We start from the raw sequence: 23,173 nt of genomic DNA on the forward strand, positions 1-23,173 counted from the left end.
ACGATTTAAGCATAATGACCCTCCGCCTCGCCACCCTCTCGCTGCTGATCCTCTACCCCATCGCGTGGTTCGCCCCGTTGATGCGCGCGGGCCTGCTGCCGATCTTCGGCCTCAGCGAGATCAGCGTCATCACCGGCCTCCAATCCCTCTGGAAATCCGACATATTCCTCGCGCTGGTCGTCACCGTCTTTGCCCTGTTCGCCCCGTACATCAAAACCATCGGAACCGCGCTGGTCCAATGGGACCTGCTGGACCCGCGCGTCCAACCCGCGCTGAACATCATGGGCAAGCTGGCCATGGCCGATATCTTCCTCATCGCGCTCTACATCACCTTGGCCAAGGGCATCTCATACGCAACGATCGAAACAGCGTGGGGCCTGTACCTGTTCACCGGCTGCATCCTTGCGTCGATCGCACTGGGATACGTTACCGAAGTGAAACTTGGTTCACGAAACCGCCGGACCTGATTGATTGAAAACGCATTTCTGGCTATGATGGCCAGTATTCGAGCAGCCAAGTCATTTTTGTTTCAGGGTCCGACGCGGACCGTCTTGCACGTTTGATGGATACTCCGCCCGGGCCCGGTTTTGCCGGTTTCAAAAGGAGTAGGACTGCCATGGCCGCCCTCCATTCGATTTCAATTCATTTCCAGAACGTATTCCTGCGACTGACTTTTTTCCTGATCTGTGCCGCCGCTCTGTTTGCCGTATCCGCCACCATGCTCGCTGCCGTAAATGTCTGGCCTTGGCTGACGATGCGGGCTGGATTGGGCGGGCAGGACATCCCGAACGCAGGCATCTACATCCAGATCGGCCTGACCGCTCTGGTTCTGATGCTCGCCTTCTTTCTGCCCTCCAGCGCGCGCATGATGGCGTTGGAAAACGCGCATCGGAAGTTCTCGCTGCAGATGCAGGACGTGGTCGATGCCTACCAGATCGCCCATGCAGCCGACCGCAGCGGCGTGTTCGCGCTGGCCTCGGAATTTGACGCGGTCAAGGAGCGCATGGCCTTCCTGCGCGATCACCCCGACTTGCAATCGCTGGAGCCCGAGATCCTTGAACTGGCCGCGCAGATGAGCCAGGTCAGCCACGAACTGGCCGAGACCTACGGCGCGGCCAAAGTTGCCCGAGCGCGGGCGTTCCTGCAACAGCGGCAGGAAGAGGTCGAACTGTTCCAGCAACGGATCGAAGACGCCCAGACCATACAGCATGAATTGCGCCAGTGGACCCGCGACATCGAGATCGAGGAGTCCATCGCCAAGGCGCAACTAGCCCGCCTGCGCGAGGAATTGTTCGAGCTTTTGCCCGAGCTTTCCGCCCAGTTGCAGACACCGCCAGACGACAGCGACCCGACCGCGTCGAGCGTCATCGCAATGCCCCCGCCCCGCGCCGCAGAATAGCCACTCACTCACCAGGTGCGTCAGCACCCGCCGCGAAGGATGGCCCACACGGGCCTGACGCAGCGGCCCGTAAGTCCGGATTGAACACCGGAAGGGCTTGAAGAACCGCGCAAGCTCGGGCACGAATTGCGCCATGGCAAAGACGACGACTTTCACCTGCTCGGCCTGTGGCGCCTCGCATTCCCGCTGGTCCGGCCGCTGCGACGGCTGTGGCGAGTGGAACACCATAGTTCAAGAGGCCCCATTGTCGGCAGGCCCGGCCAAGAAATCGCTGGGCGGCAAACGCGGCCAGGCCGTTACCCTGACCGACCTGTCTACAGAAGAGGCCCCGCCGCCCCGCACGGTCTGCGGTGTCGAGGAACTGGACCGTGTCTTGGGCGGCGGGCTGGTCCCGGCCTCGGCCCTGCTGGTGGGCGGCGATCCGGGCATCGGCAAATCCACCCTGTTGTTGCAGGCAGCCGCGCGCTTTGCCCGGTCGGGGCTGAAAACCATCTATGTCTCGGGCGAGGAAGCCAGCGCCCAGGTCCGCATGCGCGCGCGTCGTCTGGGGCTTGAAGACGCGCCGGTGCAACTGGCGGCCGAAACCAACCTGCGCAACATCCTGACCACGCTCGAGGCCGAGAAACCCGGTCTTGCCATCATCGACTCGATCCAGACCATGTGGGCGGACAATGTCGACAGCGCACCGGGATCAGTCAGTCAGGTCCGCGCCGCCGCGCACGAGCTTACCAGCTTCGCCAAGCGCCACGGTGTATCCATCATCATGGTCGGCCACGTCACCAAGGAAGGCCAAATCGCTGGCCCCCGCGTGGTCGAACACATGGTCGATACCGTCCTCTATTTCGAGGGCGAGCGCGGCCACCAGTTCCGCATCCTGCGCGCGGTCAAGAACCGCTTTGGCCCCGCCGACGAGATCGGCGTGTTCGAGATGACCGGGAAAGGTCTGGCGCAGGTCACCAACCCCTCGGCCCTGTTCCTGTCGGAACGCGGCACACCCAGCCCCGGCTCGGCCGTTTTCGCAGGCATCGAGGGCACGCGGCCCGTGCTGGTCGAACTGCAGGCGCTGGTCGCCCCCTCGCCCCATTCACAGCCCCGCCGCACGGTCGTCGGCTGGGACAGCGGGCGGCTGGCGATGATCCTCGCCGTGCTCGAAGCGCGCTGCGGCATCCCCTTTGCAGGGCTTGACGTCTATCTGAACGTTGCCGGGGGCCTGAAGATCAGCGAACCCGCAGCCGACCTTGCCGTGGCCGCCGCTCTGCTGAGCGCGCGCGAGGACACCGCCCTGCCCGCCGACACCGTGGTTTTTGGAGAAATCTCGCTATCCGGGGCACTTAGACCAGCGCCGCAGACCGAAAACAGGTTGAAAGAAGCGCAAAAACTTGGTTTCACAGCAGCAATTGCTCCGGCAGGCGGCAAAACCGGTACTGTGGCAGGTCTGACACTCACCCGACCCTCTGATTTGGTCGGGTTTGTTGGCGAAACCTTCGGAGCAGGTTAAAGTCGCGCCTCGAGGGGCAGAAAAAGAACAGGCGAGGGCCATGGAAGGTTTTACAATAATTGACGGGCTCGTTGCCCTGATCATCGTGCTGTCGGGGATTCTGGCCTATTCGCGCGGCTTCATGCGCGAGGTCATGGCCATTGCAGGTTGGGTCGCCGCCGCAGTTCTGGCCTTCATCTTTGCACCGCAAGCCGTGCCGCTGGTCAAGGAAATCCCTGTGGTCGGAGACTTCTTGCGTGACAGCTGCGAATTGTCAGTGATTACGGGCTTTGCCGCAGTGTTTGCCATTGCGCTCATCGTGGTCAGCATCTTCACTCCGTTGTTCTCGTCCTTGGTACAGCGCTCGGCGCTGGGTGGGCTGGATCAGGCGCTGGGTTTCTTCTTCGGCATTGCCCGCGGCATTCTGCTGGTTGCCATCGCCTTCTTTGTCTACGACACCGTGATGACCGGCCAGTCCTACACGATCGTCGACGAAAGCCGATCGGCCAAGGTGTTTGAGCAGTTCAGCGACAGGATCGAAGAACAGAACCCCGAGGCTGCCCTGGGTTGGGTGACCACCCAGTACGAAGAGCTTGTTGCATCCTGCACCGCGGATTCGCAGGGCCAGTAACAGCTACCAGCCAAGCAAAACGAACCAGCCCGGCAGCTAGCCGGGCTTTTCTTTTGTCAGAGGGTCAGACGAACCCTTCGCCCCCACAAACCGAGCAGCGGTTGGTTTTCAGGCCAAAGCATCCGTCACACCGGCTGAACTGCGGCTTGCCCAAGTGGTCTCGGGCCTTCAGGACTTCGCCCTTGCCGTTGCATATCTGGCAAGGTGCACGTCCCATTCCGCGGCATCGATGGCACCGGCGTTTGACGTGCTCTTCCTTTTTCTGGCCCGGTCGTCCCTGCCACATACTTGTTTTGCCCTCGGTCAAATGCTGCCGGCAACTTTCCACGCAGCGCGTTCAAAACACGGGAAACACTCATGTTCGCGGCCCCATCAAACCAGAAACCCGGCCTGCGGCAAAACGAATTATGATCCTTTGGTGACATGGGGGGCATTAGGCATTATGTGAGGGCCAACTCGCCATGGAATCGGAGCTGCCTGTCTTGCATAGCCCGCAGATGCCCCCCGCCCACCCGTTCGATGATGACAAGCTCCGCGAGGAATGCGGGATTTTCGGGGTCGTCGGCGTCAAGGATGCCGCCAATTTCGTTGCTCTTGGTCTGCATGCCCTGCAGCACCGCGGGCAGGAAGCCGGCGGGATCGTCACCCATGATCCCGAACTCGGTTTCAACTCGGCCCGTCGATTTGGCTATGTGCGCGACAATTTCACCTCGTCCGACGTGATGGAAAGCCTGCCCGGACCGATCGGGATCGGCCATGTGCGCTATTCCACGGCCGGGTCCAAGGGCCAAACCGCCATCCGTGACGTCCAGCCGTTTTTTGGCGAGTTTTCGATGGGCGGGGCCGCGATTGCGCACAATGGCAACATCACGAACGCCAATGCCCTGCGGCGCGAGCTGATCGAGCGCGGCTCGATCTTCCAAAGTTCGTCCGACAGCGAATGCATCATCCACCTGATGGCCCGCTCGTTACAGCGCAACATCCCCGAACGGATGGAAGACGCGCTGCGCCGGGTCGAGGGCGCCTTCTCGGTGGTCGCCATGACCCGCACCAAGCTGATCGGCGTACGCGATCCGCTGGGCGTGCGCCCGCTGGTATTGGGCAAAATCGGCGATGGCTGGTGTCTTGCTTCGGAAACATGTGCCCTGGACATCATCGGTGCTGAATTCCTGCGCGAGATCGAGCCCGGCGAAATGGTGGTGATCAATGCCCAGAACGGCGTTGAAAGCCACTTCCCGTTCCGCCGGCAACCCAGCAAGTTCTGTATTTTCGAGCATGTCTACTTCTCGCGCCCAGACTCGATTCTGGGTGGACGCTCGGTCTATGAGACACGCGAAGCCATCGGACGCGAGCTGGCCAAGGAAAGCCCGGTCGAGGCGGATCTAGTCTGCCCCGTGCCCGACAGCGGCACGCCCGCGGCCATTGGGTACTCGCTGGAGTCGGGTATCCCCTATGCGATGGGGATCATCCGCAATCAATACATGGGCCGCACCTTCATCGAACCCACCGAACAGATCCGCAACATGGGCGTACGCCTCAAGCTGAACGTGAACCGCGCCCTGATCGAGGGCAAGCGGGTGATTCTGGTTGACGACTCGGTGGTGCGCGGTACGACCAGCCGCAAGATCAAGGAAATGATCTTGGATGCCGGAGCGAAAGAGGTGCATTTCCGCATCGCCTCGCCGCCCACGGCCTGGCCTTGTTTCTACGGCGTGGACACGCCACAGCGCGAAAAGCTGCTGGCCGCCACCATGACCGAGGAAGAAATGACCAAGCATCTGGCGGTCGACAGCCTCAAGTTCATCTCGCTGGACGGGCTGTACCGGGCGGTCGGCGAATCGCAGGGCCGCAGCAAGGACTGCCCGCAATACTGCGATGCATGCTTCTCGGGCGAGTATCCCGTCACTCCGGCGGACATGGTTGAACAAGGGTTCAAGATGCAACCGGCGGCCGAATAAGGCCGGAATTCAGAGACTTCTCCAAGGGGCCGCAGGGCCCCTTTTTTCATGGTCCGGATCTGCGTGGCGAAACATGGCCGAAACCTGCTGCACCGGCTTTTCCTTCCCCTTTGGCTCTGCTAGCCAACCGGCTGCTCACTCACGCAATCACACGGAGGCCGGGCCACCGGGCCGGCCAGTTTACATGGCAAATCCCAGCGTCGACAGCGCGGCCACCCAAAAGGGCGCGCTCAGCAAGAATGGTACGACCGTCCTGGGCGTCTTTGGCCCGCAGAACGACATGCGCGCCCTGATGCGCTCATCGTCTGGACGGGTGAAAGAGGTCAAGACAGGCAGCCGCTTTGGTTCGGGCACGATCGTGGCCATCGACAAAGACGGCATCATGCTGCGACAAAGCGGCCGGACCCAGCGCATCGCCATCCCCGGAAGCTGATCCGGGCTTGACGGGCTGCGCGCTTGGGTTCAAACCCCGCGCATGACCGATCAGACCAAAATCGCACTTGTTACCGGCGCGTCGCGCGGCCTGGGTGCCGCTCTGGCCGAGGCCCTGGCGCCCGAATATCACATCGTCGCCGTTGCCCGCACCACCGGCGGGCTGGAAGACCTGGATGACCGCATCAAGGCCAAAGGGGGCGCGGCCACCCTGGCGCCGATGGACATCGCCGACCCCAATGCCATGGCCACGCTGTGCCGGGGCATCCATGACCGCTGGGGCAAGCTGGATCTGTGGCTGCATACGGCCATCCACACCGCACCGCTGACGCCCGCAGATTTCATCGACCCCAAGGATTGGCAAAAGTCCGTGGACGTGAACGCCTCGGCAACTTCGGTGCTGATCCCCTATGTCGCGCCCTTGCTGGGTGAGGCTGGACAGGCCGTGTTCTTTGACGACCCGCGTGCCGGCGAGAAGTTCTGCGCCACCTACGGCGCAACCAAGGCCGCGCAGATCGCCATGGCGCGCAGCTGGGCCGCCGAAACCGTTCGCACCGGGCCGAAGGTTCATGTGTTGCAGCCCAAGCCGATGGCCACAGCCCTGCGCGCGCGTTTCTTCCCCGGTGAGGACCGGTCGAAGCTGGCCAGTCCCTCGGACGAGGCCGCGCGCCTGCTGTCCATGCTGGGCTGAGACCTTTCGGTCAGATCGACGGGAAAGATGCTGCGGCGCCCCAAGCGGGCGCCGTTTTCATTCGATGTGAACGCCCTTTCGGCCCGCCAGATCGACAAAGAACTGCCACGCCACGCGGCCCGAACGCGCGCCGCGCGTGGCCTGCCATTCGATCGCCTCGGCCCGCAGAACGTCGGCATCGACGCTGACGCCATAAGCCGCGCAATACTGGTCGATCATCGCAAGGTATTCGTCCTGATCGCAGGGGTGGAACCCCAGCCACAGGCCGAACCGGTCGGACAGCGAAACCTTTTCCTCGACCGCCTCGGACGGGTTGATCGCGCTTGAGCGTTCGTTTTCGATCATGTCGCGCGGCATCAGGTGGCGGCGGTTCGACGTGGCATAGAACACCACGTTTTCGGGCCGGCCCTCGATCCCGCCATCCAACACGGCTTTCAGCGACTTGTAGTGCTGATCGTCATGGCTGAACGACAGGTCATCGCAGAACAGGATAAACCGGTAAGGTGCGGCGCGCAGGTGGTTCAGCAGCCGCGCGACCGAGCCCATGTCCTCGCGCTGCAGCTCGACCAATTTCAGGTCCGGAAACTCGGGCTGAAGGGTGCCGTGCACCGCCTTGACCAGGCTGGACTTGCCCATGCCGCGGGCACCCCACAGCAGCGCGTTGTTGGCCTTGTACCCGGCGGCGAAGCGGCGCGTGTTGTCCAGCAGCGTATCGCGCGACCGGTTTATGCCCACCAGCAGATCCAGATCGACGCGGTTGACATGGTGCACCGGCTCAAGCCGGTCGGGCGAGACATGCCAGACAAAGGCCGGCGCCGCCGAGAAATCAGGCGCGGCCAACGGCGCCGGGGCCATGCGTTCCAATGCGTCGGCGATGCGGTTCAGAGCTTGGTCGTCCATGGGTCCTCCAAAGTCGTGCGGCCGATTTCAACCACGTTCAAGAGCCGTCAACAAGACCCGCATGAAGAAAGGGCGCACCCGTCAAGGCACGCCCTTCCCCGTTTATTGCTCGGGTTTATTTGCCGTCTTCTGCGTCAAACTCGTTCATCATCGCATCATCGGCGGCTTCTTCATCGTCGTAATAGCCCTCCTCGCGCAGCTGTTCTTCACGCTTTCTCTCGACCCGGGCCACCAGGAAGATCGAAATCTCGTACAGGCCATAGACCACAACGAACAGGATGATCTGGGTTATCACGTCCGGCGGTGTCACGATGGCGGCCAGAACCAGAATGCCCACCACGGCATATTTGCGCACCGCGCCCAAACCTTCGGCGCTGACCAGCCCGGCCTTGCCCATCAGGGTCAACAGAACCGGAAGCTGGAAACACAGACCGAAGGCCACGATGAACTTGATCGTCAGGTTCAGATATTCCTGCGCCGAGCCCTGGAAAACCACGCTCAGCGGCGCAGTGGCACCATCCGCCAAGGCCTCGCCCTCGGCCCCGAATTGCTGGAACCCAAGGAAGAAGTCATAGGCCAGCGGCGTGACCACGTAAAAGGCAAAGCTGGCGCCCAACAGGAACATGAAAGGTGAGGCCACGAGGAACGGCAGAAAGGCGTTCTTTTCCGACTTGTAGAGCCCCGGCGCCACGAACCGCCACATCTGCATACCGATATACGGAAAGGCCAGAATGAACCCACCCAAGAGCGAGACCTTGATCGCCACGAAGAAGCCCTCCTGCGGCGAAATGAAGATCAGGTCGCAGTCCTGTCCGCGCTCGGACAGAACATCGCACAGAGGCTGGGTCAGAAAGTTGAAGATCGGCGTGGCAACCGTGAAACAGATGATCATACCGATCAAAAAGGCCACGACGCTGTGGATCAGACGCGTGCGCAGCTCGGCCAGATGCTCGATCAGGGGGGCCGAGGTATCTTCGATCTCGTCGGTCTTGCTCATGTCTTGCCTTCGGTTTTCAGCGCGGCTTCGGCCTCTTCGGCCTTGGCCAAGGCCTCGGCGGCTTCTTTCGCTTTGCGCTCGGCGGCGGCACGGGCGGTTGAGGCCTGGATCTTCTTCGCCTGCTCGGCCCGCTCAGCGGCCAGTTTGCCGGTTTCGCTGTCGGGGTCGAACTTGGTCGGGTCCATGCTCTTGGCCATGTCCTGGGCCGCCTGCTTGACGCCGTCCATCGCACTGCCCACCGGGTTGGTGGCCGCGTCCAGACCTTTCTTGATATCGTTCACGCCCGCCTGGTCGGCCGCTTCGTTCATGGCGCTTGAGAACTCGCGCGCCATACCGCGGGCCTTGCCGACGAACCGTCCGACATTGCGGAACAGAACCGGCAGGTCCTTGGGCCCCACGACGATCAGGGCAACGATGCCGATGACCAGAAGCTCGGTCCAGCCCAGATCAAACATGGGCGATTAGACCTTGTCTTTGTCGGACTCGGGCGTGACATCCTTGGCCAGCTCGGACGCGTCCTGTTCGATCTCTTCGGTACCGTCCTTGACGCCTTTCTTGAATGCGGTGATGCCCTTGCCCACTTCACCCATCAACGAGCTGATCTTGCCGCGGCCGAACAGCACCAGCACCACGACGGCGATCAGCAGCAGGCCGGGAAGGCCGATATTGTTGAGCATGTCTCTTCTCCTTCTACGTCGGCGCATCGCGCCGGGAATGTGATCTGGAAGCCTGTCTACGCCCACCGGGCCGTCGAAAAAAGTGACGCAAGTCAAATCCGCGTTCAAATCCGCGCTGCTCATGTGGTTTTTGCGGGCTGGTAATTTCCAACTGACAGGTTTATGTCAGTTGCAGGCGGCTAGGAACAGGGCATGGAAACCTGGTCAACGGAGACTCACATGACCCATGTTGCTGAAATCGTCACCTTCACCCTCGCTGATGGCACCACGCCGGAAGAGTTCGTCAGGCTCAGCCAGACGACCGAGGCCTTCGTGCGCGCGGCCCCGGGCTTTGCACACCGCCAGCTGAGCCAGGGCGAGGATGGCCGCTGGACCGATTATGTCATCTGGACCGACATGAAGGCCGCAAAGGACGCCGCCGCGCAGTTCCCGCAGCAGGATTTTGCCGCCGGTCTGATGGCGGCCATCGACCCTGCCAGCATCCAGATGCGTCACGAGAAAGTGCTATGGAACATGACGGCCTGATCGCGGTCCGGACGGCGTGTCATGCGCCGCACTGACCGCCTGTTCGACATCATCCAGATCCTGCGCGACGGCAAACTGCACCGCGCGCAGGACATCGCGGACCGGCTCGAGGTTTCGGTCCGCACCATCTATCGCGACATGGACACGCTGATGGCGTCGGGCGTCCCGGTCGAGGGCGAACGCGGCGTGGGCTACATGGTACGCGAGCAGATAACCCTGCCCCCGCTGAACCTCACCCCGGCCGAGCTTGAGGCCCTGAACCTCGGGATGGCGATCGTGGCCGAGGCCGCCGACCCCGACCTGAAGGCCGCCGCCGAGTCGCTGGCCGCCAAGATCGACGCGGTACTGCCCACCCAGGTGGTGGCCGAGGCCGATGCATGGAAATTCGCCGTCTACCCCTTTGCCGATGCCGCCCGCGGGTTGGCGCATATGGCGCCGATCCGGGCAGCTATCAAGTCGCGCCAGAAACTGCGGCTGACCTACCGGCGCATCGACGGAACCCTGACCGAACGCACGATCCGCCCCCTGCACATGGAATACTGGGGCCGGGTCTGGACCCTGACCGCCTGGTGCGAGCTGCGCAACGCCTTCCGCGTGTTCCGCATCGACCTGATCGAAAGCGTCACACCGCTGCCCGAGATATTTGCGGACGAACCCGGAAAGCGGCTGGCTGACTACGACCCGACCGCCTGATCCCGTTTTACTACCCAAGGCTACTTGGAACGGCGCTCAGACCCTCAGCGCAGATAGGTTTCGGGGTCGACGGATTCGAACCCTTTGCGCACCTCGAAGTGCACATAGGCGTTCTCCCCCCCGCGCAGCTTGGCAATGCTTTGGCCGCGGCTGACCCGGTCGCCTTTCTTGACCGAGATGTTCTCGACATTCGCGTAGACCGTCAGCAAATCGTTGGTGTGCTTGACGACGATGATCGGGATCTGATCCGCATCCGCCGTAATGGCCGCCACGGTACCGGCTTCGGCCGCCTTGACCGATGCACCGGGCGAACCGGCGATGTCGATCCCTTCGTTCTTGCCCTTGGCATACGGGCGAATGATCTTGCCGGTTACCGGCAGAGCCAAGGCTGACGAGCTGGAATTCGTCGGGGCCTCGGCCGTCACGTCCGGAGCGGGCGTCAACGGCGCAACTTTTTCGTCCGGCAGCGGCTGCGTTGCACTGGGCGGCGTCGGGGTGGGCGATCCCTGCCCCGGTTCGGTGGTCGCCGTGGGCGCTGCGGCGGCAGCTTGGCGCGGTGCAGCCTGATTCTTGACCGGGATCAGCAGAAACTGACCTTCGCGCACGGCGAAGTCCGAACCCAAACCGTTCCATTCAGCCAGCGCATCGACCGGAACCTGATACAGGCGCGAAATGGTATAAGCCGTCTCACCCCGCTTGACCTTGTGCCGGATCGGCTCGTCCGTCGAGGTGACGGGCGCCGGTTTGGCCGGCTCAAGGTTCGTGACCCGCACGCCGCCCGTGTCCGGCGCCTGATCAATCGCGGTCGTGGCGATCGAGGCGATATCGACATTCCCCGCTCCGGCGCCGACGGACCGTGGCAAGGCCAGCACTTCGCCCTCGCGCAGCTGGTCGGTGGGCTTGAGACCGTTGAACCGGGCCAGCTCTGCCTCGGGCAGACCGACCCGCGCAGCCACGGCGGCGACGTTGTCACCCCGTTGCGCTACGGCAACCTGATATGTCGGATAGGTGATCACGCCACGGCTGTCCGGCGCCGGCCGGTTCGTGGTGGCTGATTGTGCGGCCGGAGTGGTCGAAAAACCGCCGACCTGACCGCGCAGGTCGTAATCCAGCGGGCCTTCGCATCCGGCAAGCACCAGCGCGGCAACCATCGCCGTTGTTCCACGACCCAAGACTGACTTGGAAACTGCTCTCATATCACTGTCCTCAACACCTGCCCCTGTTTGCCGGGGTTCTGGCGCCCAAATCCTAAACCTACGTTACGCCTCATCCTTTCCAAGCCCTTCCAGCAAGGGCACGAACCGAACAGGCAACAGTTCGTCATACTCCAGCCCGGTCTCGGTTCTGGTGACCCGTATCAGGGTCTGAACCGCATCCGACTGCCCAACGGGCAAAACCATGATACCGCCGATTTTGAGCTGCGCCAAGAGCGGGCCCGGCGGGTCCTCGGCAGCGGCTGTGACGATGATGCGGTCAAAGGGAGCCTGTTCGGGCAACCCGAAAGATCCATCCGACAGCATCGCCGTGATATTCGTCAGACCCAACTCGCGAAACAGCTCACCGGTTTCGCGTACCAGACGCTTGTGGCGTTCAACGGTGTAGACCCGCCGCGCCAGCTTGGACAGCACTGCAGCCTGATACCCCGAACCCGTCCCCACCTCGAGCACCTTGTCGCGCGGCGTGACCTGCAGGGCTTGGGTCATCAGACCCACGACAGAGGGCTGGCTGATCGTCTGGCCGCATGCAATCGGCAGCGGCGTGTCCTCGTAGGCACGCTCGGCGAACAGGCCGCGCACGAACTTGCCGCGGTCGATCTGCTCCATCGCGTCCAGAACACGCGCATCCGTGACCCCGCGAGACCGCAGGGCGAACAGGAACTGCATCTTTGTTTCGGGGTCCAGTCCGGTCATTCGATCGTCTTCAATGCCTCCAGCGCATCATCGGCGGTCAGGTCGGCCCGCATCGGCGTGACCGAGATATAGCCGTCCAGGTTCGCCGCCGCATCCGTTCCCGGAGCCGTCGGGTTGTGCTGATAGCCCCCCTTGATCCACAGGAAACGGCGACCCGAGGGCGAGCTGTGCGGTTCCACCCCAAAATGCGTGTCTCGTCGGAATCCCTGACGCACGACGCGTGTGCCAAGAACTTCATCGGCAGGCACCGGAGGAAAATTTACGTTGTAAAACAGGCGGTAGTCTTCCTGTGCGGGCGGATCGGCCTCAAGAATGCGTCGTACCAAGTCCGCTCCGAACCGTGTGGCGGCCTCGAACGGGTCGTCCAGCCCAAGATTGCGCGGACCAAAATACTGCGACAAGGCGATCGCCGGAATGCCCTGAAGCGCCGCCTCCATCGCCCCGCCGATCGTGCCCGAATACAAAGTGTTCTCGGCCGAATTGTTGCCCCGGTTCACACCAGAAAGAACCAGATCAGGCCGCGCGTCCTTCATCACGTCATGCAGCCCGGCCAGAACGCAGTCGGCCGGCGACCCTTCGGCCGCGAAACGACGCTCGCCCAGTTTGGCGACCATCATGGGATGGGTATAGCTGATACAATGCCCGACCCCCGACTGTTCGAAAGCCGGAGCCACGATCCAGACCTCACCATCCGGGCCGGCCACATCCGCAGCAATCGCCTCGAGCGCGATCAGGCCCGGGGCGTTGATCCCGTCGTCATTTGTCAGAAGTATGCGCATTGCCTGCCTGTGCCCCCGCGTTTCGCCCTTGATAGACGCCCCCAAAGGATGCGGCAAGCGATGCCCCGGCGCATTCTGCGGCATTCGCGCACCACTCGCCGGGAAATCGACCAGTTGCGGCGTCTAGGCTGGAAAAACGAAGCAGCGATCCCGCCGGATGGTCAACCACATCACCCGGCCCGGATTGGGCACGAACACGTTCGGGACGGTCGCCTTGAGGATCGAGCCGTCATAGTCCATCCGAAACTCGATCAGGCTTTCGTTGCCCAGAAAGCGGGCGCGCTCGACCACGCCGCGGGCGGCAACGCCATCGGTCGCCGTCGGCAGCGGCCCCTTGCCGTTGCGGTCAAAGTCCAGCCGCACATGCTGAGGGCGGAAAACGATTTCGACGTCAGTGCCATCGGGGACACCCGGCGCCAGGAATTGACCAAATGGCGTTTGCGCCAATGCTCCATTCACCTGGGACTGCAACACATTGACATCACTAAAAAATGCCACGGCAGCCTTGTCTACGGGTCGGGTGTAGACATTGTAGGGCGCGCCCTGCTGCACGATCTTGCCGCGGCGCATCAGTGCAATCTCGTCGGCCATGCGCATCGCCTCTTCGGGCTCGTGCGTGACCAGCAGAACGGCGGCGTCCTCTTCCTTGAGGATGGCCAGGGTCTCGTCGCGGATGCCGTCGCGCAGACGATTGTCGAGGCCCGAGAACGGCTCGTCCATCAGCATGATCCGCGGACGCGGCGCCAACGCTCGGGCCAGCGCGACCCGCTGCTGCTCGCCCCCTGACAGTTGATGCGGAAACCCGTCGATATGGCGGATCAGGTCGACCTTTCTCAGCAGCTCTTCCACACGTTCCCGTTTTTGCTCTTTGGCCCCCTTCAGGCCAAAAGCCACGTTATCAGCCACGCTGAGGTGCGGAAACAACGCGAAATCCTGGAACATCAGTCCGATCTCGCGACGTTCCGGCGGCACCCGGAACACTGTGTCACAGACCAGCTTGCCATCGACGTAGATTTCGCCCGAGTCCTGCATTTCGACGCCAGCAATCATCCGCAGCGTAGTGGATTTGCCGCAGCCCGACGGGCCCAGCAGACAGGTCACCTGCCCCGCCTGAACGGTCAGCGAGACATCATCCACCACCGTGCGCCCGCCGAACCGGCAGACCAGATTGCGGATTTCCAATCGCGGAGGAGCTGTGTTGATTGCCACCGACGGACCCCAATTGCCTTTTCCCGATCAATTTCATCGGGCTTGCGCCGGGATAACAACCCCGCCCATCGGGCGCAAGAGAGGCGCTAGGCCAGCAGCTCGAATGGCACGCCCGCGCGGACCTTGCCGTTGACCTGAATCTCAAGCCGATGCGGCCCCGGCACCAACCGAAACGTCGTAGCGTCGCCCTTGAGCTTGTGCCGCTTGCTCAGCCGCAGGCAGCCATCTGACAGATTGGCCTGCTTGAGCTTGTGAACCTTGGGTGAGATTTTCCCTCCAGGCCGCTGAAAATGCACAATATAGTCAATCAAGACCGGTTGGTCATCGGGGCCTGAAACCGACACGGTGAACTCCAGAACCCCGCCGATGCGGGCGTCGCCAATCACCGCAATATCCACCTCCAGCGGTGCGTCGGGATCATAGCCCAGCAGCGCCATGGCCCCGCCATGGCCGGACTTGACCAGCCCGCGCAGCGCATGTGCGGTGATCCACCGCATCTCGTCGGCCTCTTGCGCGCCCGAGGCGCGCCACGCCTTCAGGCGGTCCAGCGCCAGGTCGGGGTCTTTCTTGGTGATGTCGTTGAGATGGTTCGCCACCGACCGCGTGACATAACGCGTCGGATCCGAGTGCAACCGATCCAGCAGCGGCAGCGGGTCAGACAGGTCCAGCCCGACCGCCTGCCCCCACGGCAGCCGCGGGCGTGTGCCTTCGGAGACCAGCCGCCGGACGTGATAGCTGGAATGCCCGCACCAGTCCTGCATCCGGTCCAGCACCAGATCGGGATGGCTGTTCAGAAAAGGCCGGATCGCCCATTCCATCGAAAACCGCTGGGTCAGCTCTGCAAGGACATCTAGCGCCATTTCTGGATGGTCCGCGCCGACCTGCGCCACCCAGTCACCCAGCGGAGCAAAGATGAAGTCACCAAAATCATCATCGCTCAGGGACGGGTCCAGAGGCGGCGGCAAGGCGCGCAGGATCACCGGGGCCACGTCGGGCAGCGCGCCAGGAAAGGCCGTCTGCAAACAATCGGCAATCCACGCGATCCGCTGCTTCAGCTCCAGCTCCGGCAGGCGCGACATGACCCGCGCCACGAATGCGTCGCCGTCAAACCCGGCGTCGGCCTGCGTGAACAGGCCGGCCAGGTAACGGGTCTTTTCCGCGTTGAACAGCTGATCCTTCAGCGAAAACCCCTGCGCCACGGTCACATCGTCAGGTTGGTCGCGCCGCCATCCAGCAGGATGTTCTGCCCCACGATGAACCCGGCATGTTGCGAGCACAGAAACGCGCAGGTCGCGCCGAATTCCTGCCGCGTGCCATAGCGCCGCGCCGGAATCGTGGCCGCGCGCTCGGCCCTTGCCTCGTCCAGCGAGATGCCCTTCTGTGCCGAAACCCCGGCATCCAGCGAGTCCGCCCGGTCGGTGGCATGAATGCCGGGCAACAGGTTGTTGATGGTCACGCCATAGGGCGCTACCTGCCGCGCGGTTCCGGCTACATAGCCGGTCAGCCCGGTGCGCGCCGCGTTCGACAGGCCCAGCACCGCGATGGGCGCCCGCACCGATTGCGAGGTGATGTTCACCACCCGGCCCCAACCCTTGTCCATCATTGACGGCAACAGCGCCTTCATGAAGGCGATCGGCGTCAGCATGTTGGCATCCAGCGCCTTGATGAAATCCTCGCGGTCCCAGTCCGACCACAGGCCCGGCGGCGGGCCACCGGCGTTTGTCACAAGAATATCAACGCCCTGCGCGGCCTCGATCACCTGCGCCTGACCGTCAGGCGTGGTCACATCGCAGGCCACGGTCTGCACCTCGACGCCATGTTCGGCGCGCAACCGGTCGGCCTGCGCCTCCAGCACGTCAGGCCCACGCGCGTTCATCACCAGATCAACGCCCTCGGCAGCCAGCGCCTCGGCGCAGCCCAGCCCCAAGCCCTTGCTGCTGGCACAGACCAGCGCGCGTTTTCCTTTTAGTCCCAGATCCATGTGATCCCCCCTGTCAGTTGTTACCCGCATGTCTAGCACCGGCCAGACAGGGAAGACCAGATTGGCGTCGGCAAATCAGTAGAAGAACTCTTCCCGCACGATCTTGCCGTTGACCACGTGATAGACTCCGACCTCGCGCATGTCGAAAGCTTCACCGCTTTCCTTCACCTTGCCCTGCACTTCAAAAATCACGGCAAAGCTGTTCTCACCATGCAGGAACGGGTCGCTGACTGACGCGCCCGAGACCTCGTGTGCGCTTTCCCACCAATCATGTTTGCCGCGAATGCCCTCGATGCCGTGGGTCTCGCGACCCATGCCCTGCATGTCCATCGCTTCGACCGAAACGGCATCGGCTGCGTATAACTTGTCCAGATTCTCCTTGGCGCGGTCCTCGCGGCAACCTGCCACCAGTTCCTGGGCGATTTCTTTCAAATTCATTGGTCCACTCCATTATTTGTTCACTATATGTTCTTATTGGCATATCCACCCGATTCGAACCACCCCCTTTGTCTTGCCTCGGCAGGATTCCCCGCCTATACGCGCCTTCATGCTTGATACCGCCTCGAACCAGCCCACCCTGCCGCCCGAGATCGCACGGCGCCGCACGTTTGCCATCATCTCGCACCCGGATGCGGGCAAGACGACCCTGACCGAAAAGTTCCTTCTGTATGGGGGTGCTATCCAGATGGCCGGACAGGTTCGGGCCAAGGGCGAGGCACGGCGTACGCGGTCGGACTTTATGCAGATGGAAAAGGACCGGGGCATTTCGGTCTCGGCCTCGGCCATGTCGTTTGACTATGGCCCCTACCGGTTCAACCTGGTGGACACGCCCGGCCACTCGGACTTTTCAGAAGACACCTATCGCACGCTGACGGCCGTTGACGCCGCGGTCATGGTGATCGACGGGGCCAAGGGCGTTGAAAGCCAGACGCAGAAGCTGTTCGAGGTCTGCCGCCTGCGCGACCTGCCAATCCTGACCTTCTGTAACAAGATGGACCGCGAGAGTCGCGATACGTTCGAGATCATCGACGAGATCCAGGAAATGCTGGCCATCGACGTGACCCCGGCCAGCTGGCCCATCGGCGTGGGGCGCGATTTCATCGGCTGCTACGACATGCTGCGCGACCGGCTGGAACTGATGGACCGCGCCGACCGCAACAAGGTGGCCGAAAGCATCGAGATCAACGGGCTGGACGACCCCAAGTTGGCCGAGCATGTGCCCGCGCATCTGCTGGACAAGCTGCTGGAAGAGGTGGAGATGGCGCGCGAACTGCTGCCCGCGCTGGACCCGCAGGCGGTTCTGGAAGGCCACATGACCCCGATCTGGTTCGGCTCGGCGATCAACTCGTTCGGCGTCAAGGAGCTGATGGAGGGGATCGGCCAATATGGCCCGCAACCGCAGGTGCAATCGGCCGAACCGCGCCAGATTTCGCCAGACGAGAAAAAGGTGGCGGGCTTTGTCTTCAAGGTGCAGGCCAACATGGACCCCAAGCACCGCGACCGGGTGGCCTTTGTCCGCATGGCCAGCGGCCACTTCAAGCGCGGCATGAAGCTGACCCATGTGCGCAGCAAGAAGCCCATGGCGATCACGAACCCGGTGCTGTTCCTTGCGTCCGACCGGGAACTGGCCGACGAGGCCTGGGCCGGCGATATCATCGGCATCCCCAACCACGGGCAGCTGCGCATCGGCGACACCCTGACCGAGGGAGAGGCGATCCGCGTGACCGGCATCCCGTCCTTCGCGCCCGAACTGCTGCAGGGCGTGCGCGCGGGCGACCCGATGAAGGCCAAGCATCTGGAAAAGGCGCTGATGCAGTTTGCCGAGGAAGGTGCTGCCAAAGTGTTCAAACCCTCAATCGGCTCGGGCTTTATCGTCGGCGTGGTGGGCGCGCTGCAGTTCGAAGTGCTGGCCAGCCGGATCGAGCTGGAATACGGCCTGCCTGTGCGGTTCGAGGCCTCGCAATTCACCAGTGCGCGCTGGGTGTCGGGCGACAAGGCCGAGGTCGAGAAGTTCGTCAATGCGAACAAGCAGCACATTGCCCACGATCACGACGGCGACATCGTCTATCTGACCCGCCTGCAATGGGACATCGACCGCGTGGTGCGCGACTATCCCAAACTGACGCTTACCGCGACCAAGGAAATGATGACGTGATGCTGACCCTGCCCCCCGTCAAAGCATCAGAGGCCGTCATCGCATGACCGCAGTGGGGCCGAGCTGGGGCATCGTCTCGACGGTGCGTGGATCGGCCTGCGACATTCTGAGTTTTGCGGCCTACCACCTGGATCTGGGCGCGGATCACCTCTACCTCTACCTTGACGAGCCCAACCGGCGGGCTTTTCGCCCCCTGCGCCGCCACCCCAAGGTGACCGTCCGCATCTGCGACGATGCGTTCTGGGCGGCGCGCAAACGGGACAAGCCCGAGCGCCACCAGGTCCGCCAGACCGTTCATGCGACCTATACCTATCGCCACACCGATCTCGATTGGCTGGCGCATATAGATGTGGACGAGTTCCTGTGGCCCACGGCCCCTATCGCGGACTTGCTGGGCGAAGTGCCCGAAACGGTACACGCAGTTCGGATTCGTCCGATCGAAGCCCTGGCCTGCGGCGACGATCTCTACAAGGCGTTCATCCCCCAGGGCCCCGAACGAGAAGCGCTTGTCGAGACGATCTATCCAAACTACGGCGCCTTCGTTCTGGGCGGCTTTCTGAGCCACGTACAGGGCAAGCTGTTCGTGCGTACGGGGATGGAGAACCTCAATTATCGCATCCACAACCTGTTTCAGAACAAGGTCATCTTGCCCTGCAAGACCGAAATGCCGCAGATCGACCTGTGCCACCGCCATGCCCCGGATTGGGAGCATTGGTGGTCACACTATCGGTTTCGGCTGGAGCGCGGCTCGTACCAGCCCGGCATGGCTCCGAACGTACATCGCGATCGGGGTGGGCTGAACATGAACGAACTGCTCAGTTGGATCGAGGCCGAAGAAGGCGAGAAAGGTCTGCGCAAGTTCTTTGACGAACTCAGCGCCACCGACCCGCAGGTCCGCGCGCGCCTGCAGGAACGGGGTCTGATCAAGCACCGACCGCTTGATCTTGAGGAAAAGCTGCAGAAACACTTTCCCGGAAGCTGCTGAATTGTTGCACGAAATCGCCAGTGACGCGATGTAGCGGTACAGATGAAACTGTCTTCATTTGACCCTGCCACACCTTTTTGTTATGTCCGCATCCAAGCCGAAACGCGCATGGTGCGCATGGCCATCCGGGCCCGGCATTTTTCATACGCGCGGGCCAGGTCAGTGTCCGCATGAACCGGACATACATGACGAAATTCACCGATCTGAATCTGAACCCCAAGGTCCTCAAAGCTATTGAGGAAGCCGGCTACGAAACCCCGACCCCGATCCAGGAAGGCGCCATCCCGCCAGCCTTGGAGGGACGTGACGTTCTGGGCATCGCCCAGACCGGAACCGGCAAGACGGCCAGTTTCGTCTTGCCCATGATCACCCTGTTGGCGCGCGGTCGTGCGCGGGCGCGGATGCCGCGTTCGCTGGTGCTGTGCCCGACGCGGGAACTGGCGGCGCAGGTGGCCGAAAACTTCGACACCTATACCAAGCATCTAAAGCTGACCAAGGCGCTGCTGATCGGCGGCGTCAGCTTCAAGGAACAGGATGCCCTGATAGACCGCGGCGTGGACGTGCTGATCGCCACGCCCGGCCGTCTGCTGGACCATTTCGAACGTGGCAAGCTGTTGCTGACCGGCGTGCAGATCATGGTCGTGGACGAGGCTGACCGGATGCTGGACATGGGGTTCATTCCCGATATCGAACGCATCTTCTCGCTGACGCCCTTTACCCGGCAGACGCTGTTCTTCTCGGCCACCATGGCGCCCGAAATCGAGCGGATCACCGACACGTTCCTGTCGGCCCCGGCCCGGATCGAAGTGGCCCGTCAGGCCACCGCGTCCGAGACCATCGAACAGGGTGTCGTAATGGTCAAAGGCGGCCGCCGTGACCGTGAGGGCAGCACCAAGCGCAAGGTCCTGCGCGCACTGATCGATGCCGAAGGTGACAAATGCACCAACGCCATCGTCTTCTGCAACCGCAAGACCGACGTGGATATCACCGCGAAATCGCTGAAGAAATACGGCTATGACGCGGCCGCGATCCACGGCGATCTGGACCAGTCCGTGCGCACCAGGACCCTTGAGGGCTTCCGCGAAGGAACGCTGCGTTTCCTGGTGGCGTCCGATGTCGCCGCGCGGGGACTGGACGTTCCGTCGGTCAGCCATGTGTTCAACTTCGATGTGCCCAGCCACCCCGAGGATTACGTGCACCGCATCGGCCGTACCGGCCGCGCCGGGCGCGAAGGCAAGGCCATCACTCTGTGCACGGCCCGCGATGAAAAGGCGCTGGACGCGATCCAGAAGCTGATCCAGAAGGAAATCCCACGTCTGGACAACCCGGTTCAGGCCGAACCGGCCGGGGACGAGGACAAAAAGCCCGAGAAGAGATCGCGCGCGTCGACCCGCAAGGGCGAGGGCAAATCCGAGGCCAAGGACACCGGGAAGGACAAGCCCGCCAAGGACGCTACGCCCAGGGAAACAGCCCCCAAGGACAAGCCGGCACGAGAAAAGGGCCAACGCGGCAAAAGCCGTGGACGCCGCGACGATGGCGGACCAGCCGTCGTCGGCATGGGCGATCACCTGCCCAGCTTTATCGCTCTCAGCTTTGACGAACGCCGCGCGGGCTGACTCGCCTGCATGGCAAAAAGATCAGAAGGCGCACGGACCTCCGCGCGCCTTTTTGCATCTCAGATCGCGGCGACCAGGATCAGGATCGAGAGACCCAGCAGGACCATCCCCATAATCTCGCGCCGCGTCACCGTCTCGCGGAAGACCAGGACCGAGGCCATGAGGCTGAAAATCAGCTCCACCTGCCCCAGCGCCTTGACGTAGGCCGCGTTCTGCAGGCTGAAGGCCCAGAACCAGCAGAACGACCCGCCCAGGCTGGTCAGCCCGACGAAGATGCCGGTGCGCCGCGTGTCCCATACCGCGCGCAGCTCGGCCCGGTCGCGCCAAGCCAGCCACAGCGCCATCGACAGGAACTGGATCGAGACCACGACCGCCAGCGTCACCAGCGCCCGAAACCAGGCCTCGCCATCGCCCAGTTGCAGCGACGCGCCACGGTAACTGACCGCGGAAAAGGCGAACAAGACGCCCGATCCCAACCCCAATTGCGAGGCGCGGTTGGTCAGGTGACGCCACCACGCCCCACTGCCGCCCGGCGTTTTCGACAACAGCAGAACCGCCAGAAGCCCCAGCAGGATGGCCCCGAAGGCACCGGCCGAAACCCGGTCGCCCAGCACGACGAAACCGACGATTGCGGTCTGGATCACCTCGGTTTTCTTGAAGGTGATGCCAACGGCAAAGTTGCGCTGTTTGAACAGCGCCACGACGCAGATCGTGGCGAGGATCTGGGACACCCCACCGATGGCGGCATAGAGCCAGAACAGAGGCGGCAGCGCAGGCAGCGGCAGACCGCTGAGACGCATCGCCACCACCAGACCCAGCAGCACCAGAGGCATCGAATAGGCAAAGCGCGCAAAGGTCGCGCCGGTCGCCGACAGCTTCACGCTGCTCAGCGATTTCTGCAGCATGAAGCGCACCGTCTGAAAGGTGGCGGCGGCCAAGGTTACGGGAATCCACAAACTCATGGCTTCCCTTCTGTCGTCAAATCAGGGTTTTGGCCAGAGCGGATGTTCCACAGGATCTTTGGCACGCCAGAAATACTGCCGGAAAACCTGCCCGTACGAGCGATAGACATAGGCCTCATTGCAGGCAAGATAGCGTTCTTTCCCTCGGCGATAGAGCGCAGGCAGCCGATACCATGGTGCCGCCGGGTTCATGTGATGAACGACGTGCAGGTTGTTGTTCAGAAACAGAAACGCAAGCGGTCCGCGGTCTTCGACGATCACCGTGCGGGCGCGCGATTTTTCGTGCGCGCGGTGTTCCAGAAAGGTACGGATCTTGACCAGCGCCAGCCCCAGATAGGCCGCCAGGACAAAGGCCCAGACCGGCATCGCTGATCGCGCCACGATCCACAGAACCACCGCCACGCCCGGCAGATGCAGGGCCCAGGCCAACCAGATGTCGCGGTCCCCGCGCACTGCGCCGCGCCAGTCGTCGCGCAGAAAGGCCAACTGCCCGATGATCGGACCCAGCACCATGCGCCCCAACAGCGTGTTGTTCGCCTGATAGACCCACCGCTGCCACCGGGGCAGCCTGATCCAGACCGCCGGATCCAGATAGTTGGATTCCGGATCGTCATAGGGGTCGGTCAGGTTGGCATCCTGATGGTGCGCCAGATGCAGATCGCGGAAACGGTTGTAGGGGATGAATAGGGTCAGCGGCAGCGCCATCAGCGCCTCGTTCAGCCACTTTGCGCGGAACGGGTGGCCGTGCAGCGCCTCATGCGTCAGCGAAGAATGCAGCGCCGCGACGACGCCCATCATCGGCACCGCCAGCCACAGCGACCACGCAGCCACGCCGAAAATCGCAATCAGCCAAAGGGCATAGCAGGCAACGATCAGGGCAAAGGTCGGCCATTCGGGGGATTTGGGGGTGGTCGCCTCAGCCATGCCGCCCCCAGGAAATTCCGGCCCAGATGCGTTCGTAAATCACGTAGAGTGTCAGCCCGATGGCCGTGTTCACCACCGCCAATGCGCCGCCAATAGCGGCCGAACCGGTGGCGACCAGCCCCACCACGGTCATGACCGCAAGGCCCATCGCATTCCAAATGATTGCCTTCACGACAGATCTTCGCCGCGTTTCCATTCCGGTCCCCAGTCTTTTTGCTTTTCACACAAGCGTTACCTGCCAGTGGCCCTGTCGAGAATTCCGAATATAATTA

General features: G+C 62.7%; 26 protein-coding genes. 12 read left to right on the forward strand and 14 right to left on the reverse strand.

The window, feature by feature from the left end; translation table 11 throughout:
• Positions 1-14 precede the first annotated feature (14 nt).
• The 7 genes from ACR0NY_RS03600 (at position 15) to ACR0NY_RS03630 (ending at position 6,588) form a co-directional block, all read left to right on the forward strand.
• Positions 15-467 carry a paraquat-inducible protein A gene (locus tag ACR0NY_RS03600; RefSeq protein WP_093962253.1) on the forward strand — a complete coding sequence of 151 codons (453 nt, stop codon included), beginning with the start codon at positions 15-17 and terminating at the stop codon, positions 465-467.
• A gap of 149 nt (positions 468-616) precedes the next feature.
• Positions 617-1,399, forward strand: a complete 783-nt coding sequence (locus ACR0NY_RS03605) for a kinetochore Spc7 family protein (RefSeq protein ID WP_170368559.1) — start codon at positions 617-619, stop codon at positions 1,397-1,399.
• Positions 1,400-1,532: 133 nt separating this feature from the next.
• Positions 1,533-2,897: a DNA repair protein RadA gene (radA, locus tag ACR0NY_RS03610; protein WP_093962255.1), complete on the forward strand. Its 1,365-nt coding sequence runs from the start codon at positions 1,533-1,535 to the stop codon at positions 2,895-2,897.
• A gap of 40 nt (positions 2,898-2,937) precedes the next feature.
• Positions 2,938-3,507, forward strand: coding sequence for a CvpA family protein (locus ACR0NY_RS03615; protein ID WP_093962256.1), 570 nt, complete (start codon positions 2,938-2,940; stop codon positions 3,505-3,507).
• Between the two features lie 497 nt (positions 3,508-4,004).
• Positions 4,005-5,465: an amidophosphoribosyltransferase gene (gene purF, locus ACR0NY_RS03620; RefSeq protein ID WP_093962976.1), complete on the forward strand. Its 1,461-nt coding sequence runs from the start codon at positions 4,005-4,007 to the stop codon at positions 5,463-5,465.
• Positions 5,466-5,649: 184 nt separating this feature from the next.
• A complete protein-coding gene (locus ACR0NY_RS03625) occupies positions 5,650-5,898 on the forward strand; it encodes a hypothetical protein (protein ID WP_170338340.1) in 249 nt (82 codons plus the stop codon).
• A gap of 42 nt (positions 5,899-5,940) precedes the next feature.
• Positions 5,941-6,588, forward strand: coding sequence for an SDR family NAD(P)-dependent oxidoreductase (locus ACR0NY_RS03630; protein WP_170368560.1), 648 nt, complete (start codon positions 5,941-5,943; stop codon positions 6,586-6,588).
• 57 nt (positions 6,589-6,645) lie between these two features.
• On the opposite strand, the gene ACR0NY_RS03635 is transcribed toward ACR0NY_RS03630, so the two are convergent.
• The 4 genes from ACR0NY_RS03635 to ACR0NY_RS03650 all read right to left on the reverse strand — a co-directional run bounded on the left by ACR0NY_RS03635 (position 6,646) and on the right by ACR0NY_RS03650 (position 9,162).
• A complete protein-coding gene (locus ACR0NY_RS03635; RefSeq protein ID WP_170368561.1) occupies positions 6,646-7,488 on the reverse strand; it encodes an ATP-binding protein in 843 nt (280 codons plus the stop codon).
• Positions 7,489-7,603: 115 nt separating this feature from the next.
• The gene (gene tatC / locus ACR0NY_RS03640; RefSeq protein WP_170338335.1) at positions 7,604-8,485 is read right to left on the reverse strand and encodes a twin-arginine translocase subunit TatC; all 882 of its coding nucleotides are present in this window, start codon (positions 8,483-8,485) and stop codon (positions 7,604-7,606) included.
• On the reverse strand, positions 8,482-8,940 hold the full coding sequence (gene tatB, locus ACR0NY_RS03645; RefSeq protein WP_170338333.1) for a Sec-independent protein translocase protein TatB: 459 nt from the start codon (positions 8,938-8,940) through the stop codon (positions 8,482-8,484). The genes tatC and tatB overlap by 4 nt, the downstream gene beginning before the upstream one ends.
• Before the next feature lie 6 nt (positions 8,941-8,946).
• Positions 8,947-9,162, reverse strand: coding sequence for a twin-arginine translocase TatA/TatE family subunit (locus tag ACR0NY_RS03650; protein WP_170338833.1), 216 nt, complete (start codon positions 9,160-9,162; stop codon positions 8,947-8,949).
• A gap of 219 nt (positions 9,163-9,381) precedes the next feature.
• On the opposite strand from ACR0NY_RS03650, the gene ACR0NY_RS03655 reads away from it, so the two are divergent.
• Together ACR0NY_RS03655 and ACR0NY_RS03660 are read left to right on the forward strand one after the other, a co-directional pair.
• The gene (locus tag ACR0NY_RS03655) at positions 9,382-9,687 is read left to right on the forward strand and encodes a hypothetical protein (RefSeq protein WP_170368562.1); all 306 of its coding nucleotides are present in this window, start codon (positions 9,382-9,384) and stop codon (positions 9,685-9,687) included.
• Between the two features lie 21 nt (positions 9,688-9,708).
• Positions 9,709-10,380, forward strand: a complete 672-nt coding sequence (locus tag ACR0NY_RS03660; protein ID WP_170368563.1) for a helix-turn-helix transcriptional regulator — start codon at positions 9,709-9,711, stop codon at positions 10,378-10,380.
• Positions 10,381-10,424: 44 nt separating this feature from the next.
• Here ACR0NY_RS03660 and ACR0NY_RS03665 read toward each other — a convergent pair whose 3' ends face one another.
• The 7 genes from ACR0NY_RS03665 to ACR0NY_RS03695 all read right to left on the reverse strand — a co-directional run bounded on the left by ACR0NY_RS03665 (position 10,425) and on the right by ACR0NY_RS03695 (position 16,697).
• The gene (locus ACR0NY_RS03665) at positions 10,425-11,576 is read right to left on the reverse strand and encodes a M23 family metallopeptidase (protein ID WP_170338325.1); all 1,152 of its coding nucleotides are present in this window, start codon (positions 11,574-11,576) and stop codon (positions 10,425-10,427) included.
• A 63-nt stretch (positions 11,577-11,639) separates the two neighbouring features.
• On the reverse strand, positions 11,640-12,290 hold the full coding sequence (locus tag ACR0NY_RS03670) for a protein-L-isoaspartate(D-aspartate) O-methyltransferase (protein ID WP_170338827.1): 651 nt from the start codon (positions 12,288-12,290) through the stop codon (positions 11,640-11,642).
• Positions 12,287-13,069: a 5'/3'-nucleotidase SurE gene (gene surE, locus ACR0NY_RS03675; protein WP_093962978.1), complete on the reverse strand. Its 783-nt coding sequence runs from the start codon at positions 13,067-13,069 to the stop codon at positions 12,287-12,289. Before surE ends, ACR0NY_RS03670 begins: the two co-directional genes overlap by 4 nt.
• 123 nt (positions 13,070-13,192) lie before the next feature.
• Positions 13,193-14,278 carry an ABC transporter ATP-binding protein gene (locus ACR0NY_RS03680; RefSeq protein WP_170338320.1) on the reverse strand — a complete coding sequence of 362 codons (1,086 nt, stop codon included), beginning with the start codon at positions 14,276-14,278 and terminating at the stop codon, positions 13,193-13,195.
• Positions 14,279-14,364: 86 nt separating this feature from the next.
• On the reverse strand, positions 14,365-15,477 hold the full coding sequence (locus ACR0NY_RS03685) for a hypothetical protein (RefSeq protein WP_170368564.1): 1,113 nt from the start codon (positions 15,475-15,477) through the stop codon (positions 14,365-14,367).
• A 2-nt stretch (positions 15,478-15,479) separates the two neighbouring features.
• Positions 15,480-16,259: an SDR family oxidoreductase gene (locus ACR0NY_RS03690; RefSeq protein WP_170338317.1), complete on the reverse strand. Its 780-nt coding sequence runs from the start codon at positions 16,257-16,259 to the stop codon at positions 15,480-15,482.
• 75 nt (positions 16,260-16,334) lie between these two features.
• Complete coding sequence (locus ACR0NY_RS03695; RefSeq protein ID WP_170338315.1) at positions 16,335-16,697, reverse strand: nuclear transport factor 2 family protein; 363 nt, start codon at positions 16,695-16,697, stop codon at positions 16,335-16,337.
• A 109-nt stretch (positions 16,698-16,806) separates the two neighbouring features.
• On the opposite strand from ACR0NY_RS03695, the gene ACR0NY_RS03700 reads away from it, so the two are divergent.
• The 3 genes from ACR0NY_RS03700 to ACR0NY_RS03710 all read left to right on the forward strand — a co-directional run bounded on the left by ACR0NY_RS03700 (position 16,807) and on the right by ACR0NY_RS03710 (position 21,015).
• Positions 16,807-18,414 (forward strand): peptide chain release factor 3, encoded by a 1,608-nt coding sequence (locus ACR0NY_RS03700; RefSeq protein WP_170338313.1) that lies wholly within the window; start codon positions 16,807-16,809, stop codon positions 18,412-18,414.
• A 43-nt stretch (positions 18,415-18,457) separates the two neighbouring features.
• Positions 18,458-19,399: a glycosyltransferase family 2 protein gene (locus tag ACR0NY_RS03705; protein ID WP_170368565.1), complete on the forward strand. Its 942-nt coding sequence runs from the start codon at positions 18,458-18,460 to the stop codon at positions 19,397-19,399.
• 185 nt (positions 19,400-19,584) lie between these two features.
• Positions 19,585-21,015, forward strand: coding sequence for a DEAD/DEAH box helicase (locus ACR0NY_RS03710; RefSeq protein ID WP_170339444.1), 1,431 nt, complete (start codon positions 19,585-19,587; stop codon positions 21,013-21,015).
• A gap of 59 nt (positions 21,016-21,074) precedes the next feature.
• Here ACR0NY_RS03710 and ACR0NY_RS03715 read toward each other — a convergent pair whose 3' ends face one another.
• Genes ACR0NY_RS03715 through ACR0NY_RS03725 form a run of 3 tightly spaced genes read right to left on the reverse strand, consistent with a single transcriptional unit; the run spans position 21,075 to position 23,097 of the window.
• On the reverse strand, positions 21,075-21,977 hold the full coding sequence (locus ACR0NY_RS03715) for an EamA family transporter (RefSeq protein WP_170368566.1): 903 nt from the start codon (positions 21,975-21,977) through the stop codon (positions 21,075-21,077).
• Positions 21,978-21,998: 21 nt separating this feature from the next.
• Positions 21,999-22,901, reverse strand: a complete 903-nt coding sequence (locus tag ACR0NY_RS03720; RefSeq protein WP_170368567.1) for a fatty acid desaturase — start codon at positions 22,899-22,901, stop codon at positions 21,999-22,001.
• On the reverse strand, positions 22,894-23,097 hold the full coding sequence (locus ACR0NY_RS03725) for a DUF2061 domain-containing protein (protein WP_170366137.1): 204 nt from the start codon (positions 23,095-23,097) through the stop codon (positions 22,894-22,896). The genes ACR0NY_RS03720 and ACR0NY_RS03725 overlap by 8 nt, the downstream gene beginning before the upstream one ends.
• Between the last annotated feature and the right edge of the window lie 76 nt (positions 23,098-23,173).

It is taken from the genome of Ruegeria sp. BJ5, from assembly GCF_056537865.1.

What these genes read in the sequence shown, in the direction of transcription:
- ACR0NY_RS03635 (WP_170368561.1), bottom strand. Translation starts at nt 7,488, where the DNA reads ATGGACGACCAAGCTCTGAACCGCATCGCCGACGCATTGGAACGCATG.
- ACR0NY_RS03665 (WP_170338325.1), bottom strand. Translation starts at nt 11,576, where the DNA reads ATGAGAGCAGTTTCCAAGTCAGTCTTGGGTCGTGGAACAACGGCGATG.
- tatC (WP_170338335.1), bottom strand. Translation starts at nt 8,485, where the DNA reads ATGAGCAAGACCGACGAGATCGAAGATACCTCGGCCCCCCTGATCGAG.
- ACR0NY_RS03710 (WP_170339444.1), top strand. Translation starts at nt 19,585, where the DNA reads ATGACGAAATTCACCGATCTGAATCTGAACCCCAAGGTCCTCAAAGCT.
- ACR0NY_RS03720 (WP_170368567.1), bottom strand. Translation starts at nt 22,901, where the DNA reads ATGGCTGAGGCGACCACCCCCAAATCCCCCGAATGGCCGACCTTTGCC.
- ACR0NY_RS03725 (WP_170366137.1), bottom strand. Translation starts at nt 23,097, where the DNA reads ATGGAAACGCGGCGAAGATCTGTCGTGAAGGCAATCATTTGGAATGCG.
- ACR0NY_RS03705 (WP_170368565.1), top strand. Translation starts at nt 18,458, where the DNA reads ATGACCGCAGTGGGGCCGAGCTGGGGCATCGTCTCGACGGTGCGTGGA.
- ACR0NY_RS03670 (WP_170338827.1), bottom strand. Translation starts at nt 12,290, where the DNA reads ATGACCGGACTGGACCCCGAAACAAAGATGCAGTTCCTGTTCGCCCTG.
- ACR0NY_RS03650 (WP_170338833.1), bottom strand. Translation starts at nt 9,162, where the DNA reads ATGCTCAACAATATCGGCCTTCCCGGCCTGCTGCTGATCGCCGTCGTG.
- ACR0NY_RS03715 (WP_170368566.1), bottom strand. Translation starts at nt 21,977, where the DNA reads ATGAGTTTGTGGATTCCCGTAACCTTGGCCGCCGCCACCTTTCAGACG.
- tatB (WP_170338333.1), bottom strand. Translation starts at nt 8,940, where the DNA reads ATGTTTGATCTGGGCTGGACCGAGCTTCTGGTCATCGGCATCGTTGCC.
- ACR0NY_RS03660 (WP_170368563.1), top strand. Translation starts at nt 9,709, where the DNA reads ATGCGCCGCACTGACCGCCTGTTCGACATCATCCAGATCCTGCGCGAC.
- ACR0NY_RS03695 (WP_170338315.1), bottom strand. Translation starts at nt 16,697, where the DNA reads ATGAATTTGAAAGAAATCGCCCAGGAACTGGTGGCAGGTTGCCGCGAG.
- ACR0NY_RS03655 (WP_170368562.1), top strand. Translation starts at nt 9,382, where the DNA reads ATGACCCATGTTGCTGAAATCGTCACCTTCACCCTCGCTGATGGCACC.
- ACR0NY_RS03625 (WP_170338340.1), top strand. Translation starts at nt 5,650, where the DNA reads ATGGCAAATCCCAGCGTCGACAGCGCGGCCACCCAAAAGGGCGCGCTC.
- radA (WP_093962255.1), top strand. Translation starts at nt 1,533, where the DNA reads ATGGCAAAGACGACGACTTTCACCTGCTCGGCCTGTGGCGCCTCGCAT.
- ACR0NY_RS03630 (WP_170368560.1), top strand. Translation starts at nt 5,941, where the DNA reads ATGACCGATCAGACCAAAATCGCACTTGTTACCGGCGCGTCGCGCGGC.
- surE (WP_093962978.1), bottom strand. Translation starts at nt 13,069, where the DNA reads ATGCGCATACTTCTGACAAATGACGACGGGATCAACGCCCCGGGCCTG.
- ACR0NY_RS03600 (WP_093962253.1), top strand. Translation starts at nt 15, where the DNA reads ATGACCCTCCGCCTCGCCACCCTCTCGCTGCTGATCCTCTACCCCATC.
- ACR0NY_RS03615 (WP_093962256.1), top strand. Translation starts at nt 2,938, where the DNA reads ATGGAAGGTTTTACAATAATTGACGGGCTCGTTGCCCTGATCATCGTG.
- ACR0NY_RS03690 (WP_170338317.1), bottom strand. Translation starts at nt 16,259, where the DNA reads ATGGATCTGGGACTAAAAGGAAAACGCGCGCTGGTCTGTGCCAGCAGC.
- ACR0NY_RS03700 (WP_170338313.1), top strand. Translation starts at nt 16,807, where the DNA reads ATGCTTGATACCGCCTCGAACCAGCCCACCCTGCCGCCCGAGATCGCA.
- purF (WP_093962976.1), top strand. Translation starts at nt 4,005, where the DNA reads ATGCCCCCCGCCCACCCGTTCGATGATGACAAGCTCCGCGAGGAATGC.
- ACR0NY_RS03605 (WP_170368559.1), top strand. Translation starts at nt 617, where the DNA reads ATGGCCGCCCTCCATTCGATTTCAATTCATTTCCAGAACGTATTCCTG.